This is a genomic window from Xanthobacter sp. ZOL 2024 (assembly GCF_052932325.1).
Window position 1 is genome coordinate 526,134 of the sequence record NZ_CM128808.1, and the last position, 19,631, is coordinate 545,764.

The window sequence follows — 19,631 nt, forward strand, 5'->3', positions numbered from 1 at the left end:
GGCGCCCTACCCCTCGGCCTCGAACGCCTCCATGAAGGCCGCCACCCGGCGATCCACCCGCACATCCGACCCGCGAATGGCCCGCACCAGGGAGAGCCCCTCCAGGGAGCGGGCGCGGGAGAGCGCCACATAGGCCTGGCCGGGGGCGAACGCGCCCTCGCCGAAATCGATGCGCACATCATCCAGGGTCAGGCCCTGGGCCTTGTGCATGGTGAGCGCCCAGGCTGGCGCCAGGGGCAATTGAGTGTAGGTGCCCACCACCTGCGCCTCGATGCGCGCCGTGCGCTCGTCCCAGCCGTAGCGGATGCGCTCCCAGGTGAAAGATTCGATCTCCACCGTGGGCCCGGCATCCAGCTTGACGATGGCGCAGCCGGCGGCGAGCCCCACCACCGTGCCCACCGAGCCGTTGACCCAGCGCCGCGCCGGATCGTTGCGCAGCGCCATCACCCGCGCGCCCCGCTTCAACACCAGCCGTTCGGCCACCGGCAGGCGATCGCCCTCCAGGCCGAACTCGCCCTTCAGCGCCCCGGCGAACTCGCGGCCCTCGTCCGGCAGCGATGCGAGGCCACGGGCGTTATAGGCATCGGCGCGGGCATTGGTGGGGGTCAGCAGCACCGGCAGGCGGCCCTCGCGATGGGGCCGCACGCAGGCGTCGTTGAGCGCCTCCGCCGCATCCCGCGCACCGCGCCCGCGGCGCAGCGCATCGAGCATGGCGATGAAGCCGCGATCGGTCTGCCGATGCACATGGGTGAACGGCACGCCGGTGGTGGCGCGATCGGCCAAGGCCTTGGCGTGGAAGGCGAAGGGGCCGTCATAGCCCATGCGGGCCAGCATCTCCTGCTCGGCCATGGGCACCACCGGCGGCAATTGCAGGAAGTCGCCCACCAGCACCATCTGCACGCCGCCGAACGGCTCCGAACTGTCGCGGGCGATGCGCAGCGAGATGTCCACGGCGTCCAGCAGGTCCGCCCGCACCATGGAGATCTCGTCGATGATCACCCGGTCGAGCTTCTTCAACAGCCGGCGCACCTGCACCCGCGGCTTCACCTCGTCGGGATTGAGCAGGCGCGGGGGAATGCCGAAGAAGGAATGGATGGTCTGCCCGCCCACCTGCAGCGCCGCCACCCCGGTGGGGGCCAGGAACACCTGGCGCCCCCGCGGCGTCTTGCGCAATTCGTGCAGGAAGGTGGTCTTGCCGGTGCCGGCGCCGCCCAGCACCAGCAGGGTCGGCGCCCGCGCCTCGATGGCGGCGAGCGCCCGCGCCGACTGGCCGCCGGGATCCGCCAAAGCGGAACTGGCGAGAGCCGCGCCCGGCTGCGCCGGCAGGCCCGGCGCGCTGTCGCTCTCGGCCCCGCTCACGAGATGAGGCCGGCCTCGCGGGCGAGGTCCAGGAGGTTGCGCTGGGGCCGGGCGCCGAGCTGGGTGATGATCTCGCCCGCCGCCAGGGCGCCGACCCGCAGGGCGCTCGCCGGATCCAGACCCTTGGTGTAGCCGGCCAGGAAGCCGGCGGCGAACAGGTCGCCGGCGCCAGTGGTATCCACCACCCGCTCCACCGGCACTGCCGGCACGCTCACCACCGCGCCGGAGGTGACAAAGGAAGCGCCCTTCTCCGAACGGGTCACCACCGCCTCCTTGGCATCGCGGCGCAGGGCCACGAGGGCCGTGTCGAAATCGGCGGTCTCATAGAGCGCCTTCAGCTCGGCCTCGTTGCAGAAGGCGAGGTCCACGGTGCCGGAGCGGATGAGATCGAGGAACTCGGCCCGGTAGCGATCCACGCAGAAGGAATCGGACAAGGTGAGCGCCACCTTGCGGCCGGCCTTGTGGGCCATCTCGGCGGCGGCAAGGAAGGCGGTCTTGGCGGCCGGCGGATCCCACAGATAGCCTTCCAGATAGGTGACGGCGGCGGCCTCCACCTGGGCCGGGTCGATATCGGCCACGGCGAGGCTCTGGGCGGCGCCGAGGAAGGTGTTCATGGTGCGCTCGCCATCGGGCGTCACCAGGATCAGGCAGCGGGCGGTGGCCGGTCCGTCCGCGGCGGCCGGGGTGGCAAAGGCGACTCCGGCGGCGCGGATGTCGTGGCCGAACACGGTGCCGAGCCCGTCCGCCTTCACCTTGCCGATAAAGCCGGCGCGGGCGCCGAGGGAAGCGACACCCACCGCCGTGTTGGCGGCCGAGCCGCCGGAAATCTCGGTGCCCGGGCCCATGGCCGCATAGACCTGCTCGGCCCGCGGCTCGTCGATCAACGCCATGCCGCCTTTGTTCATGGCGTGGGTGGCGAGGAAATCATCCTCGGCGCGGGCGAGCACGTCCACGATGGCGTTGCCGATGGTCAGCACGTCGAGCGGGGGGAAAGACACGGGCGGCAGTCTCCGGAAAAAATCGCTGCCGAGCGGTAGCACCGCCCTTGGGTGCGGCGCAATCGCGTTAACCCTTTCTTTAGAATTGCGCAGCGGACAGCGCCCCGGCCATGGGCGCAAGCCCCGCGCAAGCCTATAGCTATCGGATCCGGGCGACGATCAGGGTGTTTTGGCTTCGTCTTGCCCCTTTGCCGGGCAAACCACTCTCCCCTGCCCCAATGGGCAAGCCAGGGGCGAACCATCCTCTTCCCCCTTGGGGGCAAAGCAAAAGGATACCCGCCATGCGGATCTACGCGCGCACCGCCACCGCCCTCCTCGCCGGCGCGGCCCTGCTGACGCAGAGCCTTGGCGCCTCCGCCTGCACGTCGCTGATCCTGAAGGCGAAGGATGGCGGCGTGGTCTATGGCCGCACCATGGAATTCGGGCTGCCGCTGCAATCGGAAGCGCTGGTGATGCCCCGCAACATCGCCCTCACCGGAACCGGCCCCACCGGTGAGGCCGGCACCGGCCTGTCCTGGACCGGCAAATATGCCGCTGTGGGGCTGAACGGCATCGGCCTCAAGGTCTTCATCGACGGCATGAACGAGAAGGGGCTCGCCGGCGGCCTACTCTATCTGCCCAATCTCGCGCAGTTCCAGGACGTGAGCCCGGCCGAGGCGAAGAACTCCATCGCCTCTTACGAGATGCTGACCTATGTGCTGACCTCGTTCGCCACCGTGGCGGAAGTGAAGGCGGCCATGCCCAAGATCAAGGTGAGCGCGGCGCCGCAGGCGGTGTTCAAGGGCCCTGTGCCGGTGCACATGACCCTGCACGATGCCTCCGGCGCCAGCCTGGTGGTGGAATATGTGGGCGGCACCCTCCACATGTATGACAACCCCACCAGCGTGCTCACCAATGCCCCCACCTTCGACTGGCACCTGGCCAATCTCGGCCAGTATGTGAACCTGTCGGCGGTGGAGCCCGATCCCATAAAGGTCGGCCCGCTCACCATCGCCGCGCCGTCCACCGGCGCCGGGTTGCACGGCCTGCCGGGCGACATGCTCTCCCCCTCGCGCTTCCTGCGCGCCTTCTTCTTCTCCCACAACGCGCCGGAGGCGGCCACCACGGCCGAGGCCCTGGTGAACGTACGCCACATCATGAGCTCGTTCGACATTGCCCCCGGTTCGGTGGTGACCAAGGCGGGCAGCACCGCCGGTGGCGGTGTGGCCGGCTTCGAGACCACCGAATGGACGGTCTACGCCGACCTCAAGAACCTGCGCTACACGTTCACCACCTACGACAACCCCAGCCTGCAGGGCCTCGACTTCGCCAAGCTGAAGCTGGACGGCAAGGCGCCGCAGTTGCTCCCCCTGCCTGCCGCGCCGGCGCCCATCGCCATCGGCCAGTGAACGGACCGGCGCGGAGAGATCCGCGCCGCGCTCTGTGAAAGCCGGTCACGAGATGTGATCGCCAGGCAGGGCGCGGAAATGCTAAGGCGCACCCGACAAACCGGGCCAGCGACCCGGCCATGACCCATGACGACCGGACCCATGAGGACCGGCCTCATGAGGACCGGACCCAAGAGGACCCATGTCGCGCAAGTATTTTGGCACCGACGGCGTGCGCGGACGCGCCAATTCCACCCTCACTGCCGACATCGCGCTGCGGGTGGGCATGGCGGCCGGCCTGGTGTTCCGCAATGGCGGCCACCGGGTGGTGATCGGCAAGGATACCCGGCTGTCCGGCTACATGATCGAGAATGCGCTGGTGGCGGGCTTCACCTCGGTGGGCATGGAGGTGCTGCTGCTCGGCCCCATGCCGACGCCGGCGGTGGGCCTTCTGACCCGGTCCATGCGCGCCGACCTCGGGGTGATGATCTCGGCCTCCCATAATCCGTTCGACGACAACGGCATCAAGCTGTTCGGGCCGGACGGCTTCAAGCTTTCCGACGAGGTGGAGCGGGAGATCGAGGCGCTGATCGACCAGGATCTCGCCCGCCGCCTGGCCAAGCCGGACGAGATCGGCCGCGCCCGGCGCCTGGAGGGCGTGCACGCCCGCTATATCGAATATGCCAAGGGCACCCTGCCCCGCGACCAGAAGTTCGAGGGCCTGCGGGTGGTGGTGGATTGCGCCAACGGTGCCGCCTACAAGGTCGCCCCCGAAGCCCTGTGGGAGCTGGGCGCGGAAGTGGTGGCCATCGGCGTCGATCCGGACGGCATGAACATCAACCGCGACGTGGGCTCCACCTCGCCGGCGGCGCTGGCCGCCAAGGTGCGGGAAGTGCGCGCCGACATCGGCATCGCCCTCGATGGCGACGCCGACCGGGTGATCCTGGTGGACGAGAAGGGCCAGGTGGTGGACGGCGACCAGATGATGGCGGTGGTGGCCGAGGCCTTCAAGGCCGAGGGCCGGCTGAACCACAACACGGTGGTGGCCACCGTCATGTCCAATTTCGGCCTGGAGCGGCATCTGGGCGAGCAGGGCATCCACCTCGCCCGCACATCGGTGGGCGACCGCTATGTGCTCGAGCGCATGCGCGCCGGGGGCTACAACGTGGGCGGCGAACAGTCCGGCCACATCATCCTGTCGGATTTCTCCACCACCGGCGATGGCCTGGTGGCGGCGCTGCAGGTGCTGGCCGTGGTGGCCCGCCAGGGCAAGCCGGTGTCGGAGGTGTGCCACCGGTTCGAGCCGCTGCCCCAGGTGCTCAAGAACGTGCGCTACGATTCCGTCATGCCGCTGGAGGCGGAGGAGGTGCAGGCCACCATCGCCGCCGCCGAGCAGCGCCTGGCCGACCATGGCCGCCTGCTCATCCGCCGCTCCGGCACCGAGCCGGTGATCCGCGTCATGGGCGAGGGCGACGACCGAGACCTGGTGGAGGGCGTGGTGGACCAGGTGATCGAGGCGCTGGCCAAGGCCGCCGCCTGAGGCGGCCTTAACCTCCCGTCAGGGTTAATCCCACTTTAAGTGCCCCCGTGCGACGGTTGATGCCGTCAGACGAAATCCAGGGGTGCGTAATGGTGCGTTCGATTCGGTTCCTCGCGGCGGTGCTGCTCATCTCCCCGGCTGCCGCCTGGGCCTCGGACGAGGCACCCCTGCTGGGCAAGGCCGGCGACTTCTCCCTCGCCCCGCCCGAGGTGGTGGAAAGCGCCGCCGGCGGCTGGTACCTGCGCGCTGACGGCGGCTATGTCGCCGGCTATGTGGACGGATCTCTGCAAAACCTTATCGGAACCGGCGCCGCAGGTGGCAGCTCGCGCGCCTCCGGCTGGTCGGTGGGTGCCGGGCTGGGCTATCGCTTCACCCCCTGGCTGCGCGGCGAGGTGGGCCTCGACTATCTCGACCTCGGCGGCGTCGACACCGTGCTGGGACGGTTCGAGGCCAATGCCACCGTCGCCCTGGCAAGCGTCTATTGGGACATCATCACGCTGGCCGGCTTCACCCCCTATCTCAGCGGCGGCGTGGGCTTCGCCATCGACCGCATCTCGCCGCCACCGATCATTCCCGCGGCGGACGACCAGTGGAAGTTCGCCTGGAGCCTGGGGGGTGGCGTGTCCTACGCCTTCTCGGACAGCTGGAGCGTCGATCTCGGCTATCGCTACATCGATGTCGGCGCCCCGGACGTCGCCGCCGTTCCCGGGGTGAGCATCGACGCCCTGGGCGGGCACCAGGTCCGGTTCGGTATCCGCTACAGCTTCGGCGAATGAGCCATGGGCGCGGCCGCCAAGCCCCTCGTCGCCATTGTCGGTGACCTCAAGGACGACACCGACCTGCCCTATTTCATGGTGGGGGAGAAATATGCTCGCGCGGTCGCCGAATTCGCCCATGCGGTGCCGCTCATGGCACTGCCGGTGGGACCCGAGGCGGACCGCGACGCCGATATCGCCACCCTGATCGCCCGGGTGGACGGCTTCTTCTTCACCGGCAGCCCCTCCAACGTGCACCCCAGCCATTGGAACGGCCCGGACGATGCCCCCGGCCCCTTCGATCCGGTGCGCGATCGCTTCGCCCTGGCGCTGATCCGCGCGGCGGTGGCGGCGCAGGTGCCCGCCCTGTTCATCTGCCGCGGCTTTCAGGAGCTGAACGTGGCGTTCGGCGGCACCCTCCATGCCGATCTCGCCGCACTGCCCGGGCGCCTGCCGCACCACGCGCCGGAAGACGCCCCCTATGACACCCGCTATGGCCCGCTCCATGCGGTGGACCTGGTGCCCGGCTCGCCGCTGGAGGCCACCTTCGGTGCCCGCAGCTTTCCGGTGAACTCCCTGCATTATCAGGCCCTGGACCGCATCGGCGCCGGCCTCAGCGTGGAGGCCCGCGCGCCGGACGGCACGCCGGAGGCCGTGCGGGTGAGCGGACATCCGTTCGCGGTGGGCGTGCAGTGGCATGCGGAATACCGCCCCGACCTCTCCCCCGCCAATGCCCGGCTGCTGGCGGCCTTCGGCGCGGCGGTGCGCACCCGCCAGGCGGCGCGCACCCACCCCTGAGGGCCGCGCAACGGCCGACGCCGCGCCAGCCGTTGCCACGCATCAATCTGCTGCACCGCAAGATGCCCGCGCCCCGCGCCAGCGACCGGTCCGCGCCGTGGCGGAACGGTCGTGCCTTGATCTATCTCCTTGCGACACGGCGCGAATTGGCCTTGAATTCACAATCATCGGGTAACCAGGAGACAGGGATGGTGCCCACCCATCAAGACCAGAGTCAGCGCTCGCGCCTGCGGATGAATTCATCCGCATGGGCCAGCACATGGTCGCGCATCGCCATTGCCGCGGTGTTCGGCTGGTCGACCAGCATGCTGCCCGCGCTGGCGCAGACTCCGCCGGCCGGCGAATCCACCCAGCCGCAGGCCATCGCGCCGACGACTCCGGCGGAAGTTGCACCCCAGGTTGCGCCTGAGGCCGTCCCGCCGGCCGTGGCGCAGGATGCGCCGGCGCCGCAGGTGGTGCCGCCCGCGGCCCAGCCCACGCCGCTGCCCACCGCCCCGGCGGCCGCGGCCGCGGCGGCGGCACAATCCGCAGCGCCGCAGCTCTATTCGATGTCTGACCTCGAATATCTGCTGTCGCCGATCGCCCTCTATCCCGATCCGCTGCTGGCCATCATGTTCCCGGCCACGGCCTTCCCCGACCAGCTGGTGGCCGCCAATCAATGGATCGAGGCCAACCCGCAGGCGGTGAAGGACAACAATTTCACCGCCGTGGATGCCATGAGCTGGGACCCCTCGGTGAAGGCGCTGGTGCGCTTCCCCGAGGTGGTGACCATGCTCACCAGCCACATGGAGTGGGCGGAATCCCTCGGCTACGCCTTCGTCAACCAGCCGCAGGACGTGTCCACCACCATCCAGCTGCTGCGCGCCCAGGCGCAGAAGGTGGGCAACCTCAAGACCACGCCGCAGCAGGTGGTGACCACCCGCCAGGACAACGGGCGCGACACCATCTATATCGCACCGGCCAATCCGGAGCGGATCTACGTTCCCACCTATGACAGCTCCTCGGTGTTCACCACCTTCGCCACCGGCGCCCTCGCCTTTGGCGCCGGTGTGCTGGTGGGCTCGGCGTGGAACAACAATTGGGGCTGGAACAACCGCGGCTGGAACAGCGTGTGGGTGCGGCCGCCCGGCTGGCGGGCGCCGCCCTATTGGCGGCCCGGCGCGCCGCCTCCGGCCTGGGGTCCCGGTCCCTGGCGGCCCGGCCCGCGCCCGCCGGGCCCGGGTGTCGGCCCACGTCCGCCCGGCGGACCCGGTGTCGGCCCACGTCCGCCCATGCCCGGCCGTCCCGGCGGACCCGGCGGCATCAATCGTCCCGGTGGACCGGGCGGCCCGGGTGGCCCCGGTGGCATCAACCGTCCCGGTGGTCCGGGCGGCCCGGGTGGCCCCGGTGGCATCAACCGTCCCGGTGGTCCGGGCGGCCCGGGTGGCCCCGGTGGCATCAACCGTCCCGGTGGTCCGGGCGGCCCGGGTGGCCCCGGTGGCATCAACCGTCCCGGTGGTCCAGGCGGCCCGGGTGGCCCCGGTGGCATCAACCGTCCCGGTGGTCCGGGTGGGCCAGGTGGCCCCGGCGGCGTCAACCGTCCCGGTGGTCCGGGTGGGCCTGCGGGCATCAATCGGCCCGGTGGTCCCGGCGGTCCTGGCGGCGCGGGCAATCGGCCCAATGCCGGCCCCAACCAGCAGCGGCCCAATGCCAACCGGCCTAATGCCCAGCGCCCCAATGCGCAGAGGCCCCAGCAGAATGCCCGGCCCCAGCAGCGACCGCAGAATGCGCGGCCTCAGCAGCGGGCGCGGCCGCAGCAGAACGCCCGGCCCCAGCAACGGGCCCGGCCACAGCAGCGCGCACGCCCGCAACAACGGGCGCGGCCGCAGCAGCATCGCGCTCGGCCTCAGGGCGGCGCCCATCGGCCTCATCGCTGAGGCCTGCTGCGGTCGCGTGTGATCGACATGACCGGCCCGGCGCAGGACCCTGCGCCGGGCCGAACCTTTTTTCGGAAGATGCAAATGCCGGAACCCAGCCCGACCGGCCCCGATGCGCTCAGAACAGGCGGGCGCCGTTGGGCACCGGCTGGCCCGGCGTCACCAGCACCACGGCGCCCTCCGCATCGGGAAAGCCCAGGGTCAGCACCTGCGACATGAACGGCCCGATCTGACGCGGCGGAAAATTCACCACGGCCGCCACCTGCCGCCCCACCAGTTGCTCCAGCGTGTAATGCACGGTGATCTGCGCCGACGAGCGCTTGAGGCCGATCTCCGGACCAAAATCGATGGTGAGCTTGAAGGCGGGCTTGCGCGCTTTCGGGAACGGCTCCGCCGCCACGATGGTGCCGACGCGGATATCCACCTTCAGGAAATCGTCAAAGGAAATGGTTTCAGCGCCCCCATCCGTCTGCCCGCTCACGACCCGCCTCCCGCACCGCTCAAGGATACCGGGCCCACACCCGGACACCCCAGCATAGGCAGGACCAGCGCGAGCGGCACCCCTCCCCCAGCCGGCGCCCCTGGCCCGGGCCCGTCCGCCGCCCCTTGCCCTGCTCCCGCGCGCCTGCGAAAAGGCGGCACCATGATCGTTCTCGACGATATTTCCCTGCGCCTCGCCGGCCGCCTGCTCCTCGACCACGCCTCGGTGGCGCTGCCGGAGAATGCCCGGGTGGGCGTGGTGGGGCGCAACGGCGCCGGCAAGACCACTTTGTTCAAGGCCCTGGTGGGCGAATTGGAGCTGGAGAGCGGCGCCGTCCGCCTGCCGAGCCGCACCCGCATCGGCCGCGTGGCGCAGGAGGCCCCCGCCGGCCCCGACAGCCTCATCGAGCGGGTGCTGGCCGCCGATACGGAGCGCGCCGCGCTGCTCCATGAGCGCGAGACCTCCGCCGACCCCATGCGCATGGGCGAGATCGAGGCGCGGCTCATCGACATCGACGCCCATTCGGCCCCGGCCCGCGCCGCCACCATTCTCGCCGGCCTCGGCTTCGACGAGAGCGCCCAGGCCCGCCCCTGCTCCGAATTCTCCGGCGGCTGGCGCATGCGCGTCGCCCTCGCCGCCCTGCTGTTCACCGAGCCGGACCTGCTGCTGCTGGACGAGCCCACCAACTATCTCGATCTCGAAGGCACCCTTTGGCTGCAGGATTACCTCGCCCATTACCCGCGCACGGTCATCCTCATCAGCCACGATCGTGACCTGCTCGATGAATCGGTGGACCACATCCTCCACCTCTCCGGCCAGAAGCTGACCCTCTACAAGGGCGGCTTCAGCTCGTTCGACCGCCAGCGGCGGGAACGGCTGCTGCTGGACCAGAAGGCGCGCAAGAAGCAGGAGACCCAGCGCGCCCACATGGAAGCCTTCGTGGCCCGCTTCCGCGCCAAGGCCACCAAGGCCAAGCAGGCCCAATCCCGCCTCAAGGCCCTGGCCCGCATGGAGCCCCTGGCCGCCCAGGTGAGCGAGGATGCGGCGGCCATCTCCATCCGCCATCCAGAGCGCCTGCTCTCGCCCCCCATCCTGGTGCTGGACAAGGTGGCGGTGAGCTATGTGCCCGGCAAGCCGATCCTGCGCGGGCTCGATCTGCGCATCGACGAAGACGACCGCATCGCTTTGCTCGGGCCCAACGGCAACGGCAAATCCACCTTCGCCAAGCTGCTCGCCGGCCGACTTTCCCCGGAAAGCGGGCAATTGGTGCGCGCCGACAAGCTGGAGGTGGCCTATCTCGCCCAGCATCAGCTCGACGAGCTGGTGCCCAGCGACAGCCCGGCCCAGCATGTGCGCCGCCTGATGCCCGACGCGCCGGAAGCCAGGGTGCGCGCCCGCGCCGCCGAGATGGGCTTTTCCGGCGGGGCCGCCGACACCAAGGTCTCCGCCCTCTCGGGTGGCGAGAAGGCCCGGCTGCTGCTGGGCCTCGCCACCTTCCACGGGCCGCATTTGCTCATTCTCGACGAGCCCACCAACCATTTGGACATCGAGGCCCGCGCCGCCCTCATCGAGGCGCTGAATGATTTCCCCGGCGCGGTCATCCTCATTTCCCATGACCGGCATCTGCTGGAAGCCTGCGCCGAGCGGCTGTGGCGGGTCTCCGGCGGCACGGTGAAGGCCTATGAGGGTGATCTCGACCAGTATCGCCGCGAGGTGCTGAGCCGCGCCGATGGCGACCGCATGACCGCCGACGGCCGCAAGGACAAGGCGGACACCAAGGCCGCCCCCGCCGCCGAGCCGCGAAAGCGCATCGCCACCGGCCCGCTCAAGAAGCGCATCCGCGAACTGGAAAGCCAGGTGGAGAAGCTGGAGAAGGAAATCGCCAGCCTCGACGCCAAGCTGGCCGACCCCGCTTTGCACGCCAAGGCGCCGCTCGATGCCGCCCGCTTCGCCCAGGCCCGCGCCACCGCCGCCGACACCCTGGCTCAGGCGGAAGAAGAATGGCTCACCGTCAGCTCCGAACTGGAGGCCGCCGGGGGGTGAGCCCTGATGCCGGCGGGCTCAGCGCGTCGGGCCAGGGCCGCGGGCCAGCTCCAGAAAGGCGGCCGCCGCGCGCGAATGGTAGCGGTCGGCGTGGCGCAAAGCATAAAAGCGCCGCGGCGGCAGGCTGAGGGGCAGACGCACCAGCCGGCCCGCCACCAGCCCGGCCTCGGCCACCAGATCAGAGATCACGGTGGCCCCCGCCCCGGCGATGACGGCGCTGAGCACCGCCTCGTTGGAGGGCAATTCAAACGCCACCTTCAGCGCCGCCGGATCGAGCCCGTGGGCCGCCAGCGCGCTCTCGAACACCTGCCGGGTGCCCGAGCCCGATTCGCGCAGCACGAAGGTGAGATCCAGCAGTTCCTCGGGGGCGATCTCGCGCCGCTCCCGCCAGGGGTGACTGGCCGGCGCCACCAGCACCAGGCGATCTCCGGGGATGGGGCTGCGGGCCAGCAGCGCCTCCTGCACCTCCCCTTCCACGAAGCCGAGGTCCGCCTCTCCGGCACGCACCGCCGCCGCCACCTGGGTGGTGTTGCCGATGGCCACGGAGACCGCGATTTCGGGATAACGCATATGAAAGCGGTGCAGAGCCGGCCCGAGCCAGTAATTGGCGATGGTCTGGCTGGCCTGCAGCGCCAGCCGGCCCCGCTTGAGCCCGGTCAAATCCGCCAGAACCGTCTCGGCCAGTTCCACCCGCGCCAGGATCGCCTGTGCTTCCGGCAGGAAGCCCGCGCCCGCCTCGGTGAGGGCGATGCGTCGCCCCACCCGATGGAACAATTGAACGCCGCAGGCCGCCTCCAGCGCCGCAACCGAGGCGCTCACCGCCGATTGCGTCATATGGAGGCGCTCTGCGGCGCGCGTCATGTGCAGGTGCTGCGCCACCATGGCGAACACCCGAAGCTGCTCCAGCGTCATCGGCCCTGCAAGGTCAGGTCATGAAGGTGGAGATCAGGATAAAGCTCAGGGCGGAGATGAAAAGCCAGGCCGCGGCACCGAGCAGCAGCGGGCGCAGCCCCTTCATGCGCAGCTTGCGAATATCCGTCTCCAGCCCCATGGCGCCCAGAGCGACCGCCAGCAGGAAGGTGGTGAGGGTCACCAGATGGGTGCGCAGTTCTTCCGGCACCACGCCGGCGCTGTTCACCATGACCATGGCGACGAAGCCGAACACGAACCAGGGCAGCGGCGGACGGGCGTGATTCGGGTTCTTGTCTTCCCGCGCCCGCCACATGGCGGCGGCGCCGAGACCGATCACCAGCGGCGCCAGCAGCATCACCCGCGAGAGCTTGGCCACGGTGCCGAACTCGCCCGCCTGCTGGCCACCCTGGAACGCCGCCGCCACCACCTGCGCCACTTCATGGATGGACGATCCCGTCCACAGGCCATAGGCGTGGGCGTCGAAACCGGTATAGGGCAGCAGCACCGGCGCCAGCAGCATGGAGAGCGAGCCGAACACGGTGACGCAGGCCACCGCATAGGCCACGTCCTCATCGGAACCGCGGGTCACCGTATTGGTGGCGATCACCGCCGAGGCGCCGCAGATGGCGGTGCCCGCCGCGATCAGCTCCGACAATTGGCGATCGACCCCGATCACCCGGCCGAACCAACGGGTGGTGAAGAAGGTGGCGGCCAGGGTGAAGGCAACGATGGAGAAGCCCACCACCCCCACCGTGCGCACCTGGGCGAAGGTGAGCTGCAGGCCCAGCAGCACGATGGCAAAGCGCAGGATGCGCCGAAGGCCGAACTTGACGCCGGGAATAGCCGCCTTCGGCGTCCCCACCAGATTGTGATAGGCCATGCCGATGATGATGGCGAGAACCAGGGGGCTGACGAGGCCCATGCCGGGAATGAGCCGCAAGGCATAGGCCGCCGCCGCAATCAGCACCGTGAGCGCGATGCCCGGCAACAGCGCGCCGACCGCCCCCGCAGGCACCCAACCCCTGGGCCCTGGGGCCGGAACGGTGGGGGGCGGCGCAGCGGCCGGAACCTCGGCCGCAGGGATGTCGGACATGACGAAACTCCTCGATGAACCGCCGGCACCTTCGGCCTCCATCGATCATTTCGCCATCACGTTATTTTTCTACATTCAATCAATTTTTTCGATTGATTGCCCGCCCCGGCCCCTGGCCGCTACGGCTTCTTCTGATCGAACAGCGCAAGCGCTTCCCCCGACAGCACGCCGCCGGTGAGCTCCACCCGTGCGAACGGCGTCCGTTCCGCCACCTGTTTGGCGGAAATGGTGATCTGGCCGATGCGGGCCGCAAGCTCCTCCACGTTGGCCGCGAACACCACCCGCGAGATGCCACACCAGACGATCGCCCCCATGCACATGGCGCACGGTTCACCCGAGGTATAGAGCGTGGTGCCCTTGAGCTCGTCCGGCGGGCGCACGGCGAGGAACCGGCGGATCGCCACCATCTCTCCATGGGCCGTCGGATCCGCCAGCCGGCGCCCGAGGTTCATGCCGCGGGCCAGCACCTCCCCGCCCCGGGTGATGACCGCGCCGAAGGGATAATCCGCCGCCTTGGCGAGCGCGATGGCTTCGCGCATGAAGGCCTCGTCCTCGGGGCGGGCCGGCACCTCCACCGCCTCGGCCCGTGATTCCAGCGGGAACAGGCTGAGCACGCCCGCGCCGCCGATCCCGGCCACGAGGCCCGTCAGAACCGCGCGCCGCGACGGTCCTGCCCCCTTCGACAATGGCTGCTGCTCCTCGCCCATCTCGCTGCCTCCCCTATGCCGGTGTCCCACGACATCACGCCCGGCACGGGCGCACAAGCGGGAGATCCCGGCCGCCTCGCAGCGGGCCGTCGCGAAACGCAAAAGGCCGGGCGTTGCCGCCCGGCCTTTGACGCAGAAATCAGCAAGAGATGCTCAGTGCTTGGTGACCGGCGCGAAGCCGCGCTCCAGCGCATCCGCAACCTGTTCCAGGTCGGCCAACTGCCGCGCGGCCCGCTGGCGGATCTCGTCGGACGTGGCGTCGCTCAGGTCTTCCCTGGCATCCTGGATCTGCTGGCGGAGCGTCGCGAGGTCGAGTTCCTCCACCGGCTTGGCCTCCTCGGCCAGCACGGTCAGGCCCGCCGGGTTCACCTCGGCAAAGCCGCCGCGGACGAAGAAACGCCGCAGCTCAGCGCCGGTCTTGATGGTGAGAATGCCCGGCTTCAGCATGCCGATGAAGGGGGCATGCCCCGCCAGCACGCCGAATTCGCCTTCGGCGCCGGGCACGATCACCTCGGTCACCGCCCCGGAGAACACCAGCCGCTCCGGCGAAACCAGCTCGAAAGGTAAGGTCGCCATGTTCTTGTCTCCGGCTCCTTGATCACCGTGCCATCGCGGTCCGGTGCGCCGCTCGGCATCCGCGCCAGCCCGTGGGGCCGACAGGCGCATGCCTTTCAAAACTGTCCGGCTCCGACCCGCCACGGACATCCCGCACCTGCCCTGAAGCCCAGTGCCGGGCGCCGCATCAGGTCCGCCTGAACCTCATGAGCACGGGCGGCCGCAGCTCCGGCCACCCGTCATGTCGCAGCTGGAAGGGACCAGCGTTCCGCGCGCGGCCGGAACCGCGCCGCGATCACGCCGCCTCGGCGGCCAGCTTCTTGCCCTTCTCGATGGCTTCTTCGATGTTGCCCACCATGTAGAAGGCCTGCTCGGGCAGGTAGTCGTACTTGCCTTCCACCAGGCCCTTGAAGCCCTTGATGGTGTCGGCGAGGTCGACCAGCTTGCCGGGCGAACCGGTGAACACCTCGGCCACATGGAACGGCTGGCTGAGGAAGCGCTCGATCTTGCGGGCGCGGGCCACGGTGAGCTTGTCCTCTTCCGAGAGCTCATCCATGCCCAGGATCGCGATGATGTCCTGGAGCGCCTTGTAGCGCTGCAGAGTCTGCTGCACCTGACGCGCGGTGTTGTAGTGCTCCTCGCCCAGGATGGCCGGGGACAGCATGCGCGAGGTGGAGTCCAGCGGATCCACCGCCGGATAGATGCCCTTTTCCGCGATGGAGCGCGACAGCACGGTGGTCGCGTCCAGATGGGCGAAGGAGGTGGCGGGCGCCGGGTCGGTCAGATCGTCGGCCGGCACGTAGATGGCCTGCACCGAGGTGATCGAACCCTTGGTGGTGGTGGTGATGCGCTCCTGCAGGGCACCCATGTCGGTGGCCAGCGTCGGCTGATAGCCCACCGCCGAAGGAATGCGGCCCAGCAGAGCCGACACTTCCGAGCCGGCCTGGGTGAAGCGGAAGATGTTGTCCACGAAGAACAGCACGTCCTGACCCTGGTCGCGGAAGTGCTCGGCGACGGTCAGGCCGGTGAGCGCGACGCGAGCGCGGGCGCCCGGAGGCTCGTTCATCTGGCCATACACAAGGGCGCACTTGGAGCCGACGGCCGAGCCGCCATTCTCCTTGGGGTCCTTGTTCACGTTGGACTCGATCATCTCGTGGTAGAGGTCGTTGCCCTCACGGGTGCGCTCACCCACGCCGGCGAACACGGAATAGCCGCCGTGCGCCTTCGCCACGTTGTTGATCAGCTCCATGATGAGCACGGTCTTGCCCACGCCGGCTCCGCCGAACAGGCCGACCTTGCCGCCCTTGGAATAAGGCGCCAGCAGATCCACCACCTTGATGCCGGTGACCAGGATCTCCGCCTCGGTCGCCTGCTCCGCATAGGAGGGGGCCGGCTGATGGATGCCGCGCACCGTCTCGTAGGAGATGGGGCCCACTTCGTCCACCGGCTCGCCGATCACGTTCATGATGCGGCCCAGGGTGCCATCACCCACCGGCACCTGGATGGGCGCGCCGGCATCGGTGACGGCCTGCCCGCGCACGAGACCCTCGGTCGCGTCCATGGCGATGCACCGCACGGTGTTCTCGCCGAGGTGCTGAGCCACTTCCAGCACCAGGCGGTTGCCGTTGTTGGTGGTCTCCAGCGCGTTGAGGATTGCCGGCAGGTGATCGTCGAACTGCACGTCGACGACGGCGCCGATGATCTGGGTGATGCGTCCGACCTTGTTCGCCATTTGCGTCGTCCTTGTCTCTTCGCCCGCAGCCTCAGAGGGCCTCGGCGCCGGAAATGATCTCGATGAGTTCCTTCGTGATCATGGCCTGGCGGGTGCGGTTATAGGTGAGCGTCTGCTTCTTGATCATCTCGCCCGCATTGCGGGTGGCGTTGTCCATGGCGCTCATCTGCGCACCGTAGAAGGACGCCTGATTTTCGAGCAGCGCACGGAAGATCTGAACCGCGATATTGCGCGGCAGGAGGTCCGCGAGGATCTCCTCTTCCACTGGCTCGTATTCGTAGACCGGGCCGGCTTCCGCCTCGTCCCGCTCGGGGAAGGTGGCCGGAATGATCTGCGTGGCGGTGGGCACCTGCGCGATCACGCTCTTGAAGTTCGAATAGAACAGCGTGCACACGTCGAAGGAGCCGGCATAGAGCAGGTTCAGCACCTTGGTGGCGATGTCGTTCGCCTCCTTGAAGCCGATGTTCCGCACCGACCGCAGATCCACCACCTCGATGATGCGATCGGGGTAGATGCGACGCAGCTGCTCCGCGCCCTTGCGGCCGACGCAGAGGATCTTCACATCCTTGCCTTCGGCGATCAGGAGCTGGGCCTTCTCACGCGCCAGACGCACGATGGAGCTGTTGAAGGCGCCGCACAGACCGCGCTCGCCCGTGCACACCAGCAGCAGATGGGTCTGGGTCTTGCCGGTGCCGGCCAGCAGCACCGGCGCCTGCGCATTGCCCACCAGGCCGCCTGCGAGGTTGCCCAGCACCGTTTCCATCCGCTCGGCATAAGGCCGCGCGGCTTCCGCCGCCATCTGGGCGCGACGCAGCTTCGCCGCGGCGACCATCTGCATCGCCTTGGTGATCTTCTGCGTCGCCTTCACCGAGGCGATACGGTTTCTTAGGTCCTTCAGACTCGCCATCGCGCCCGTCCGTCAGGTTCGAGGAACGACCAACGCCGCTCAGGCGAAGCTCTTGGCGAAGGCGTCGAGGGCCTTCGTCAGCTTCTCGGTGGTCTCCTTGGACAGTTCCTTGGAGGTGCGGATGGTGTCGAGGATCTCGGGGTTCTGCGAGCGCAGCGCCAGCAGCAGGCCGGCTTCGAACTCACGCACCTTGCTGACCGGCAGCGGATCCAGATAGCCGTTGATGCCGGCGAAGATCACCACCACCTGCTCCTCGACCTTGAGGGGCGCGAACTGGCTCTGCTTGAGCAGCTCGGTGAGGCGGGCGCCGCGGTTCAGCAGCTTCTGGGTGGAGGCGTCGAGGTCCGAGCCGAACTGCGCGAAGGCCGCCAGCTCGCGATACTGGGCAAGCTCGCCCTTGATCTTGCCGGCCACCTGCTTCATCGCCTTGATCTGGGCCGAGGAGCCCACGCGCGACACCGACAGGCCGACGTTCACCGCCGGGCGAATGCCCTGGTAGAACAGATCGCTCTCGAGGAAGATCTGGCCGTCGGTGATGGAGATCACGTTGGTGGGGATGTAGGCCGACACGTCGTTGGCCTGGGTCTCGATGATCGGCAGAGCGGTCAGCGAGCCGGCGCCGTGCTCGTCATTGAGCTTGGCGGCGCGCTCCAGCAGGCGGGAGTGCAGATAGAACACGTCGCCGGGATAGGCCTCGCGGCCCGGCGGGCGGCGCAGCAGCAGCGACATCTGACGATAGGCCACGGCCTGCTTGGACAGGTCGTCGTGGATGATCAAGGCGTGCATGCCGTTGTCACGGAAATACTCGCCCATGGCGGTGCCGGTGAACGGCGCCAGGAACTGCATGGGGGCCGCGTCGGAGGCGGTGGCCGCCACGATCACGGAGTATTCGAGGGCGCCCTGCTCTTCCAGCACCTTCACGAACTGGGCGACGGTGGAGCGCTTCTGACCCACCGCGACATACACGCAGTAGAGCTTCTGGCTCTCCGGGGCGTCGCCGGCGTTCAGCGGCTTCTGGTTGAGGATGGCGTCGAGGGCAACGGCGGTCTTGCCGGTCTGGCGGTCGCCGATGATCAGCTCGCGCTGGCCGCGGCCGATCGGGATCATCGCGTCGATGGCCTTGAGGCCGGTCTGCATGGGCTCATGCACGGACTTGCGCGGAATGATGCCGGGGGCCTTCACGTCGACGCGGCGACGCTCGGTATACTGGATGGGACCCTTGCCGTCGATCGGGTTGCCGAGGGCATCCACGACGCGACCGAGCAGGCCCTTGCCGACGGGGGCGTCGACGATGGCGCCGGTGCGCTTGACGGTCTGGCCTTCCTTGATCTCACGGTCGGAGCCGAAGATCACGATGCCGACGTTGTCGAGCTCGAGGTTCAGCGCCATGCCGCGGGTGCCGTTCTCGAACTCCACCATCTCGCCGGCCTGGACATTGTCGAGGCCGTAGACGCGGGCGATGCCGTCACCGACGGAGAGAACCTGTCCGACTTCGGACACTTCGGCTTCCTGACCGAAGTTCTGGATCTGCCCCTTGAGGATCGCGGAGATTTCAGCGGCTCGAATGTCCATCAGCGGACCTCTTTCATCGCATGCCGGATAGAGTTGAGTTTGGTCTTGAGCGACGCGTCGACCATGCGGGAGCCGAGCTTCACGATGAGACCACCGAGGATGGACGGGTCGACCGTCACATCGAGATTCACGTCCTTGCCGGTATTCTGGGCCAAGGTCTCCTTCAGCGTGGCGAGATGCTCGTCGCTGAGGGCGGACGCCACGGTCACCTGCGCCGTCACTTCGCCGCGCTTGGCGGCGACGAGGGCGGCAAAGTCCGCGATCATACCGGGGAGTGCGAACAGGCGGCGGTTCTTCGCCACCAGCCGCACGAAATTCGCGGCAAGGCCGGAAATCTCGGCCTTATCCAAAACTGCAGAAATCGCGGACAGCTGTTCGTCAGCGGTGAAGACAGGACTCTTCACCAGCCGCGCCAGATCCGCGCTCTCGGCGATGAGGGCCGACAGGCGATCGAGATCCGCTTTCACGGAATCAATGGCGCCGGCTTCATCCGCCAGTTCGAACAGCGCAGTCGCGTAGCGCCCCGCCATGCCTGACACGATCGTATCCGCCACCCGCACCTCTCTCGGATTTGCAGCCCGCCCCGCACCATTTGCGAAGCCAAGACCCAAACCCTTGATCTGTTGGGAATATTCTAGTGCGACCTCGCCAGCGGGCGAAACCCCACCCTCGAAATCCCGGGTTGCCTAACACAGGCCGATCAAGGCGGCAACATGACCGAAGGATGGCACCTAGGCCGCATTGCCGCACCGGGAGGTGCCGGGGCCCGCCCGGCATCGGCGACCGCGTTGCAAAATGCGACGCCGACGCAGGCCCGCCCGACCCTGATCCAACCCGGCCAAGCCCCGGGAAAGCCGCATGATTGCTGGAGGCAGGCCGGCGGAACCGCCATTCCG

Annotated in this window: 17 protein-coding genes; 6 read left to right on the forward strand and 11 right to left on the reverse strand. The window is 68.8% G+C overall.

All coding sequences use genetic code 11. From position 1 onward, the window contains the following. Positions 1–6 precede the first annotated feature (6 nt). A complete protein-coding gene (locus tag ACU4E7_RS02625) occupies positions 7–1,359 on the reverse strand; it encodes an ATP-dependent DNA helicase (RefSeq protein ID WP_447020553.1) in 1,353 nt (450 codons plus the stop codon). Further along, entirely contained in the window at positions 1,356–2,357 is a 1,002-nt protein-coding gene (locus ACU4E7_RS02630; RefSeq protein WP_447020554.1) for an adenosine kinase, read from the reverse strand. Before ACU4E7_RS02630 ends, ACU4E7_RS02625 begins: the two co-directional genes overlap by 4 nt. A gap of 281 nt (positions 2,358–2,638) precedes the next feature. On the opposite strand from ACU4E7_RS02630, the gene ACU4E7_RS02635 reads away from it, so the two are divergent. The 5 genes from ACU4E7_RS02635 to ACU4E7_RS02655 all read left to right on the forward strand — a co-directional run bounded on the left by ACU4E7_RS02635 (position 2,639) and on the right by ACU4E7_RS02655 (position 8,733). Then, positions 2,639–3,745, forward strand: a complete 1,107-nt coding sequence (locus ACU4E7_RS02635; RefSeq protein WP_238120596.1) for a linear amide C-N hydrolase — start codon at positions 2,639–2,641, stop codon at positions 3,743–3,745. A gap of 181 nt (positions 3,746–3,926) precedes the next feature. Next, the gene (gene glmM, locus ACU4E7_RS02640) at positions 3,927–5,264 is read left to right on the forward strand and encodes a phosphoglucosamine mutase (RefSeq protein WP_238120595.1); all 1,338 of its coding nucleotides are present in this window, start codon (positions 3,927–3,929) and stop codon (positions 5,262–5,264) included. A gap of 89 nt (positions 5,265–5,353) precedes the next feature. Next, entirely contained in the window at positions 5,354–6,040 is a 687-nt protein-coding gene (locus ACU4E7_RS02645) for an outer membrane protein (RefSeq protein WP_447020555.1), read from the forward strand. A gap of 3 nt (positions 6,041–6,043) precedes the next feature. Continuing rightward, positions 6,044–6,817 (forward strand): gamma-glutamyl-gamma-aminobutyrate hydrolase family protein, encoded by a 774-nt coding sequence (locus tag ACU4E7_RS02650; protein ID WP_447020556.1) that lies wholly within the window; start codon positions 6,044–6,046, stop codon positions 6,815–6,817. A gap of 188 nt (positions 6,818–7,005) precedes the next feature. Next, positions 7,006–8,733: a DUF3300 domain-containing protein gene (locus ACU4E7_RS02655; protein WP_447020557.1), complete on the forward strand. Its 1,728-nt coding sequence runs from the start codon at positions 7,006–7,008 to the stop codon at positions 8,731–8,733. Positions 8,734–8,851: 118 nt separating this feature from the next. Here ACU4E7_RS02655 and ACU4E7_RS02660 read toward each other — a convergent pair whose 3' ends face one another. After that, complete coding sequence (locus ACU4E7_RS02660) at positions 8,852–9,214, reverse strand: tRNA-binding protein (protein WP_447020558.1); 363 nt, start codon at positions 9,212–9,214, stop codon at positions 8,852–8,854. Positions 9,215–9,376: 162 nt separating this feature from the next. On the opposite strand from ACU4E7_RS02660, the gene ACU4E7_RS02665 reads away from it, so the two are divergent. Continuing rightward, positions 9,377–11,257, forward strand: a complete 1,881-nt coding sequence (locus ACU4E7_RS02665; RefSeq protein WP_447020559.1) for an ABC-F family ATP-binding cassette domain-containing protein — start codon at positions 9,377–9,379, stop codon at positions 11,255–11,257. Positions 11,258–11,275: 18 nt separating this feature from the next. On the opposite strand, the gene ACU4E7_RS02670 is transcribed toward ACU4E7_RS02665, so the two are convergent. From ACU4E7_RS02670 to ACU4E7_RS02705, 8 genes are all read right to left on the reverse strand, one after another. Beyond that, positions 11,276–12,169: a LysR family transcriptional regulator gene (locus ACU4E7_RS02670; protein ID WP_447020560.1), complete on the reverse strand. Its 894-nt coding sequence runs from the start codon at positions 12,167–12,169 to the stop codon at positions 11,276–11,278. A 13-nt stretch (positions 12,170–12,182) separates the two neighbouring features. Beyond that, a complete protein-coding gene (locus tag ACU4E7_RS02675) occupies positions 12,183–13,262 on the reverse strand; it encodes a YeiH family protein (RefSeq protein ID WP_447020561.1) in 1,080 nt (359 codons plus the stop codon). 119 nt (positions 13,263–13,381) lie between these two features. Beyond that, complete coding sequence (locus ACU4E7_RS02680; protein ID WP_447020562.1) at positions 13,382–13,969, reverse strand: nucleoside deaminase; 588 nt, start codon at positions 13,967–13,969, stop codon at positions 13,382–13,384. A 153-nt stretch (positions 13,970–14,122) separates the two neighbouring features. Continuing rightward, positions 14,123–14,545 carry a F0F1 ATP synthase subunit epsilon gene (locus tag ACU4E7_RS02685; RefSeq protein WP_447020563.1) on the reverse strand — a complete coding sequence of 141 codons (423 nt, stop codon included), beginning with the start codon at positions 14,543–14,545 and terminating at the stop codon, positions 14,123–14,125. Between the two features lie 274 nt (positions 14,546–14,819). After that, positions 14,820–16,256 (reverse strand): F0F1 ATP synthase subunit beta, encoded by a 1,437-nt coding sequence (atpD, locus tag ACU4E7_RS02690; protein WP_238120585.1) that lies wholly within the window; start codon positions 16,254–16,256, stop codon positions 14,820–14,822. 31 nt (positions 16,257–16,287) lie between these two features. After that, positions 16,288–17,163: a F0F1 ATP synthase subunit gamma gene (locus ACU4E7_RS02695; RefSeq protein ID WP_238120584.1), complete on the reverse strand. Its 876-nt coding sequence runs from the start codon at positions 17,161–17,163 to the stop codon at positions 16,288–16,290. 39 nt (positions 17,164–17,202) lie between these two features. Continuing rightward, positions 17,203–18,735 (reverse strand): F0F1 ATP synthase subunit alpha, encoded by a 1,533-nt coding sequence (gene atpA, locus ACU4E7_RS02700; protein ID WP_238120583.1) that lies wholly within the window; start codon positions 18,733–18,735, stop codon positions 17,203–17,205. Next, positions 18,735–19,265, reverse strand: a complete 531-nt coding sequence (locus ACU4E7_RS02705; protein ID WP_273546124.1) for a F0F1 ATP synthase subunit delta — start codon at positions 19,263–19,265, stop codon at positions 18,735–18,737. Before ACU4E7_RS02705 ends, atpA begins: the two co-directional genes overlap by 1 nt. Positions 19,266–19,631 lie beyond the last annotated feature (366 nt).

Coding starts and splice junctions, on each gene's coding strand:
- ACU4E7_RS02635 (WP_238120596.1), top strand. CDS start 2,639: ATGCGGATCTACGCGCGCACCGCCACCGCCCTCCTCGCCGGCGCGGCC.
- glmM (WP_238120595.1), top strand. CDS start 3,927: ATGTCGCGCAAGTATTTTGGCACCGACGGCGTGCGCGGACGCGCCAAT.
- ACU4E7_RS02645 (WP_447020555.1), top strand. CDS start 5,354: ATGGTGCGTTCGATTCGGTTCCTCGCGGCGGTGCTGCTCATCTCCCCG.
- ACU4E7_RS02650 (WP_447020556.1), top strand. CDS start 6,044: ATGGGCGCGGCCGCCAAGCCCCTCGTCGCCATTGTCGGTGACCTCAAG.
- ACU4E7_RS02655 (WP_447020557.1), top strand. CDS start 7,006: ATGGTGCCCACCCATCAAGACCAGAGTCAGCGCTCGCGCCTGCGGATG.
- ACU4E7_RS02665 (WP_447020559.1), top strand. CDS start 9,377: ATGATCGTTCTCGACGATATTTCCCTGCGCCTCGCCGGCCGCCTGCTC.
- ACU4E7_RS02670 (WP_447020560.1), bottom strand. CDS start 12,169: ATGACGCTGGAGCAGCTTCGGGTGTTCGCCATGGTGGCGCAGCACCTG.
- ACU4E7_RS02675 (WP_447020561.1), bottom strand. CDS start 13,262: ATGTCCGACATCCCTGCGGCCGAGGTTCCGGCCGCTGCGCCGCCCCCC.
- ACU4E7_RS02680 (WP_447020562.1), bottom strand. CDS start 13,969: ATGGGCGAGGAGCAGCAGCCATTGTCGAAGGGGGCAGGACCGTCGCGG.
- ACU4E7_RS02685 (WP_447020563.1), bottom strand. CDS start 14,545: ATGGCGACCTTACCTTTCGAGCTGGTTTCGCCGGAGCGGCTGGTGTTC.
- atpD (WP_238120585.1), bottom strand. CDS start 16,256: ATGGCGAACAAGGTCGGACGCATCACCCAGATCATCGGCGCCGTCGTC.
- ACU4E7_RS02695 (WP_238120584.1), bottom strand. CDS start 17,163: ATGGCGAGTCTGAAGGACCTAAGAAACCGTATCGCCTCGGTGAAGGCG.
- atpA (WP_238120583.1), bottom strand. CDS start 18,735: ATGGACATTCGAGCCGCTGAAATCTCCGCGATCCTCAAGGGGCAGATC.
- ACU4E7_RS02705 (WP_273546124.1), bottom strand. CDS start 19,265: ATGGCGGGGCGCTACGCGACTGCGCTGTTCGAACTGGCGGATGAAGCC.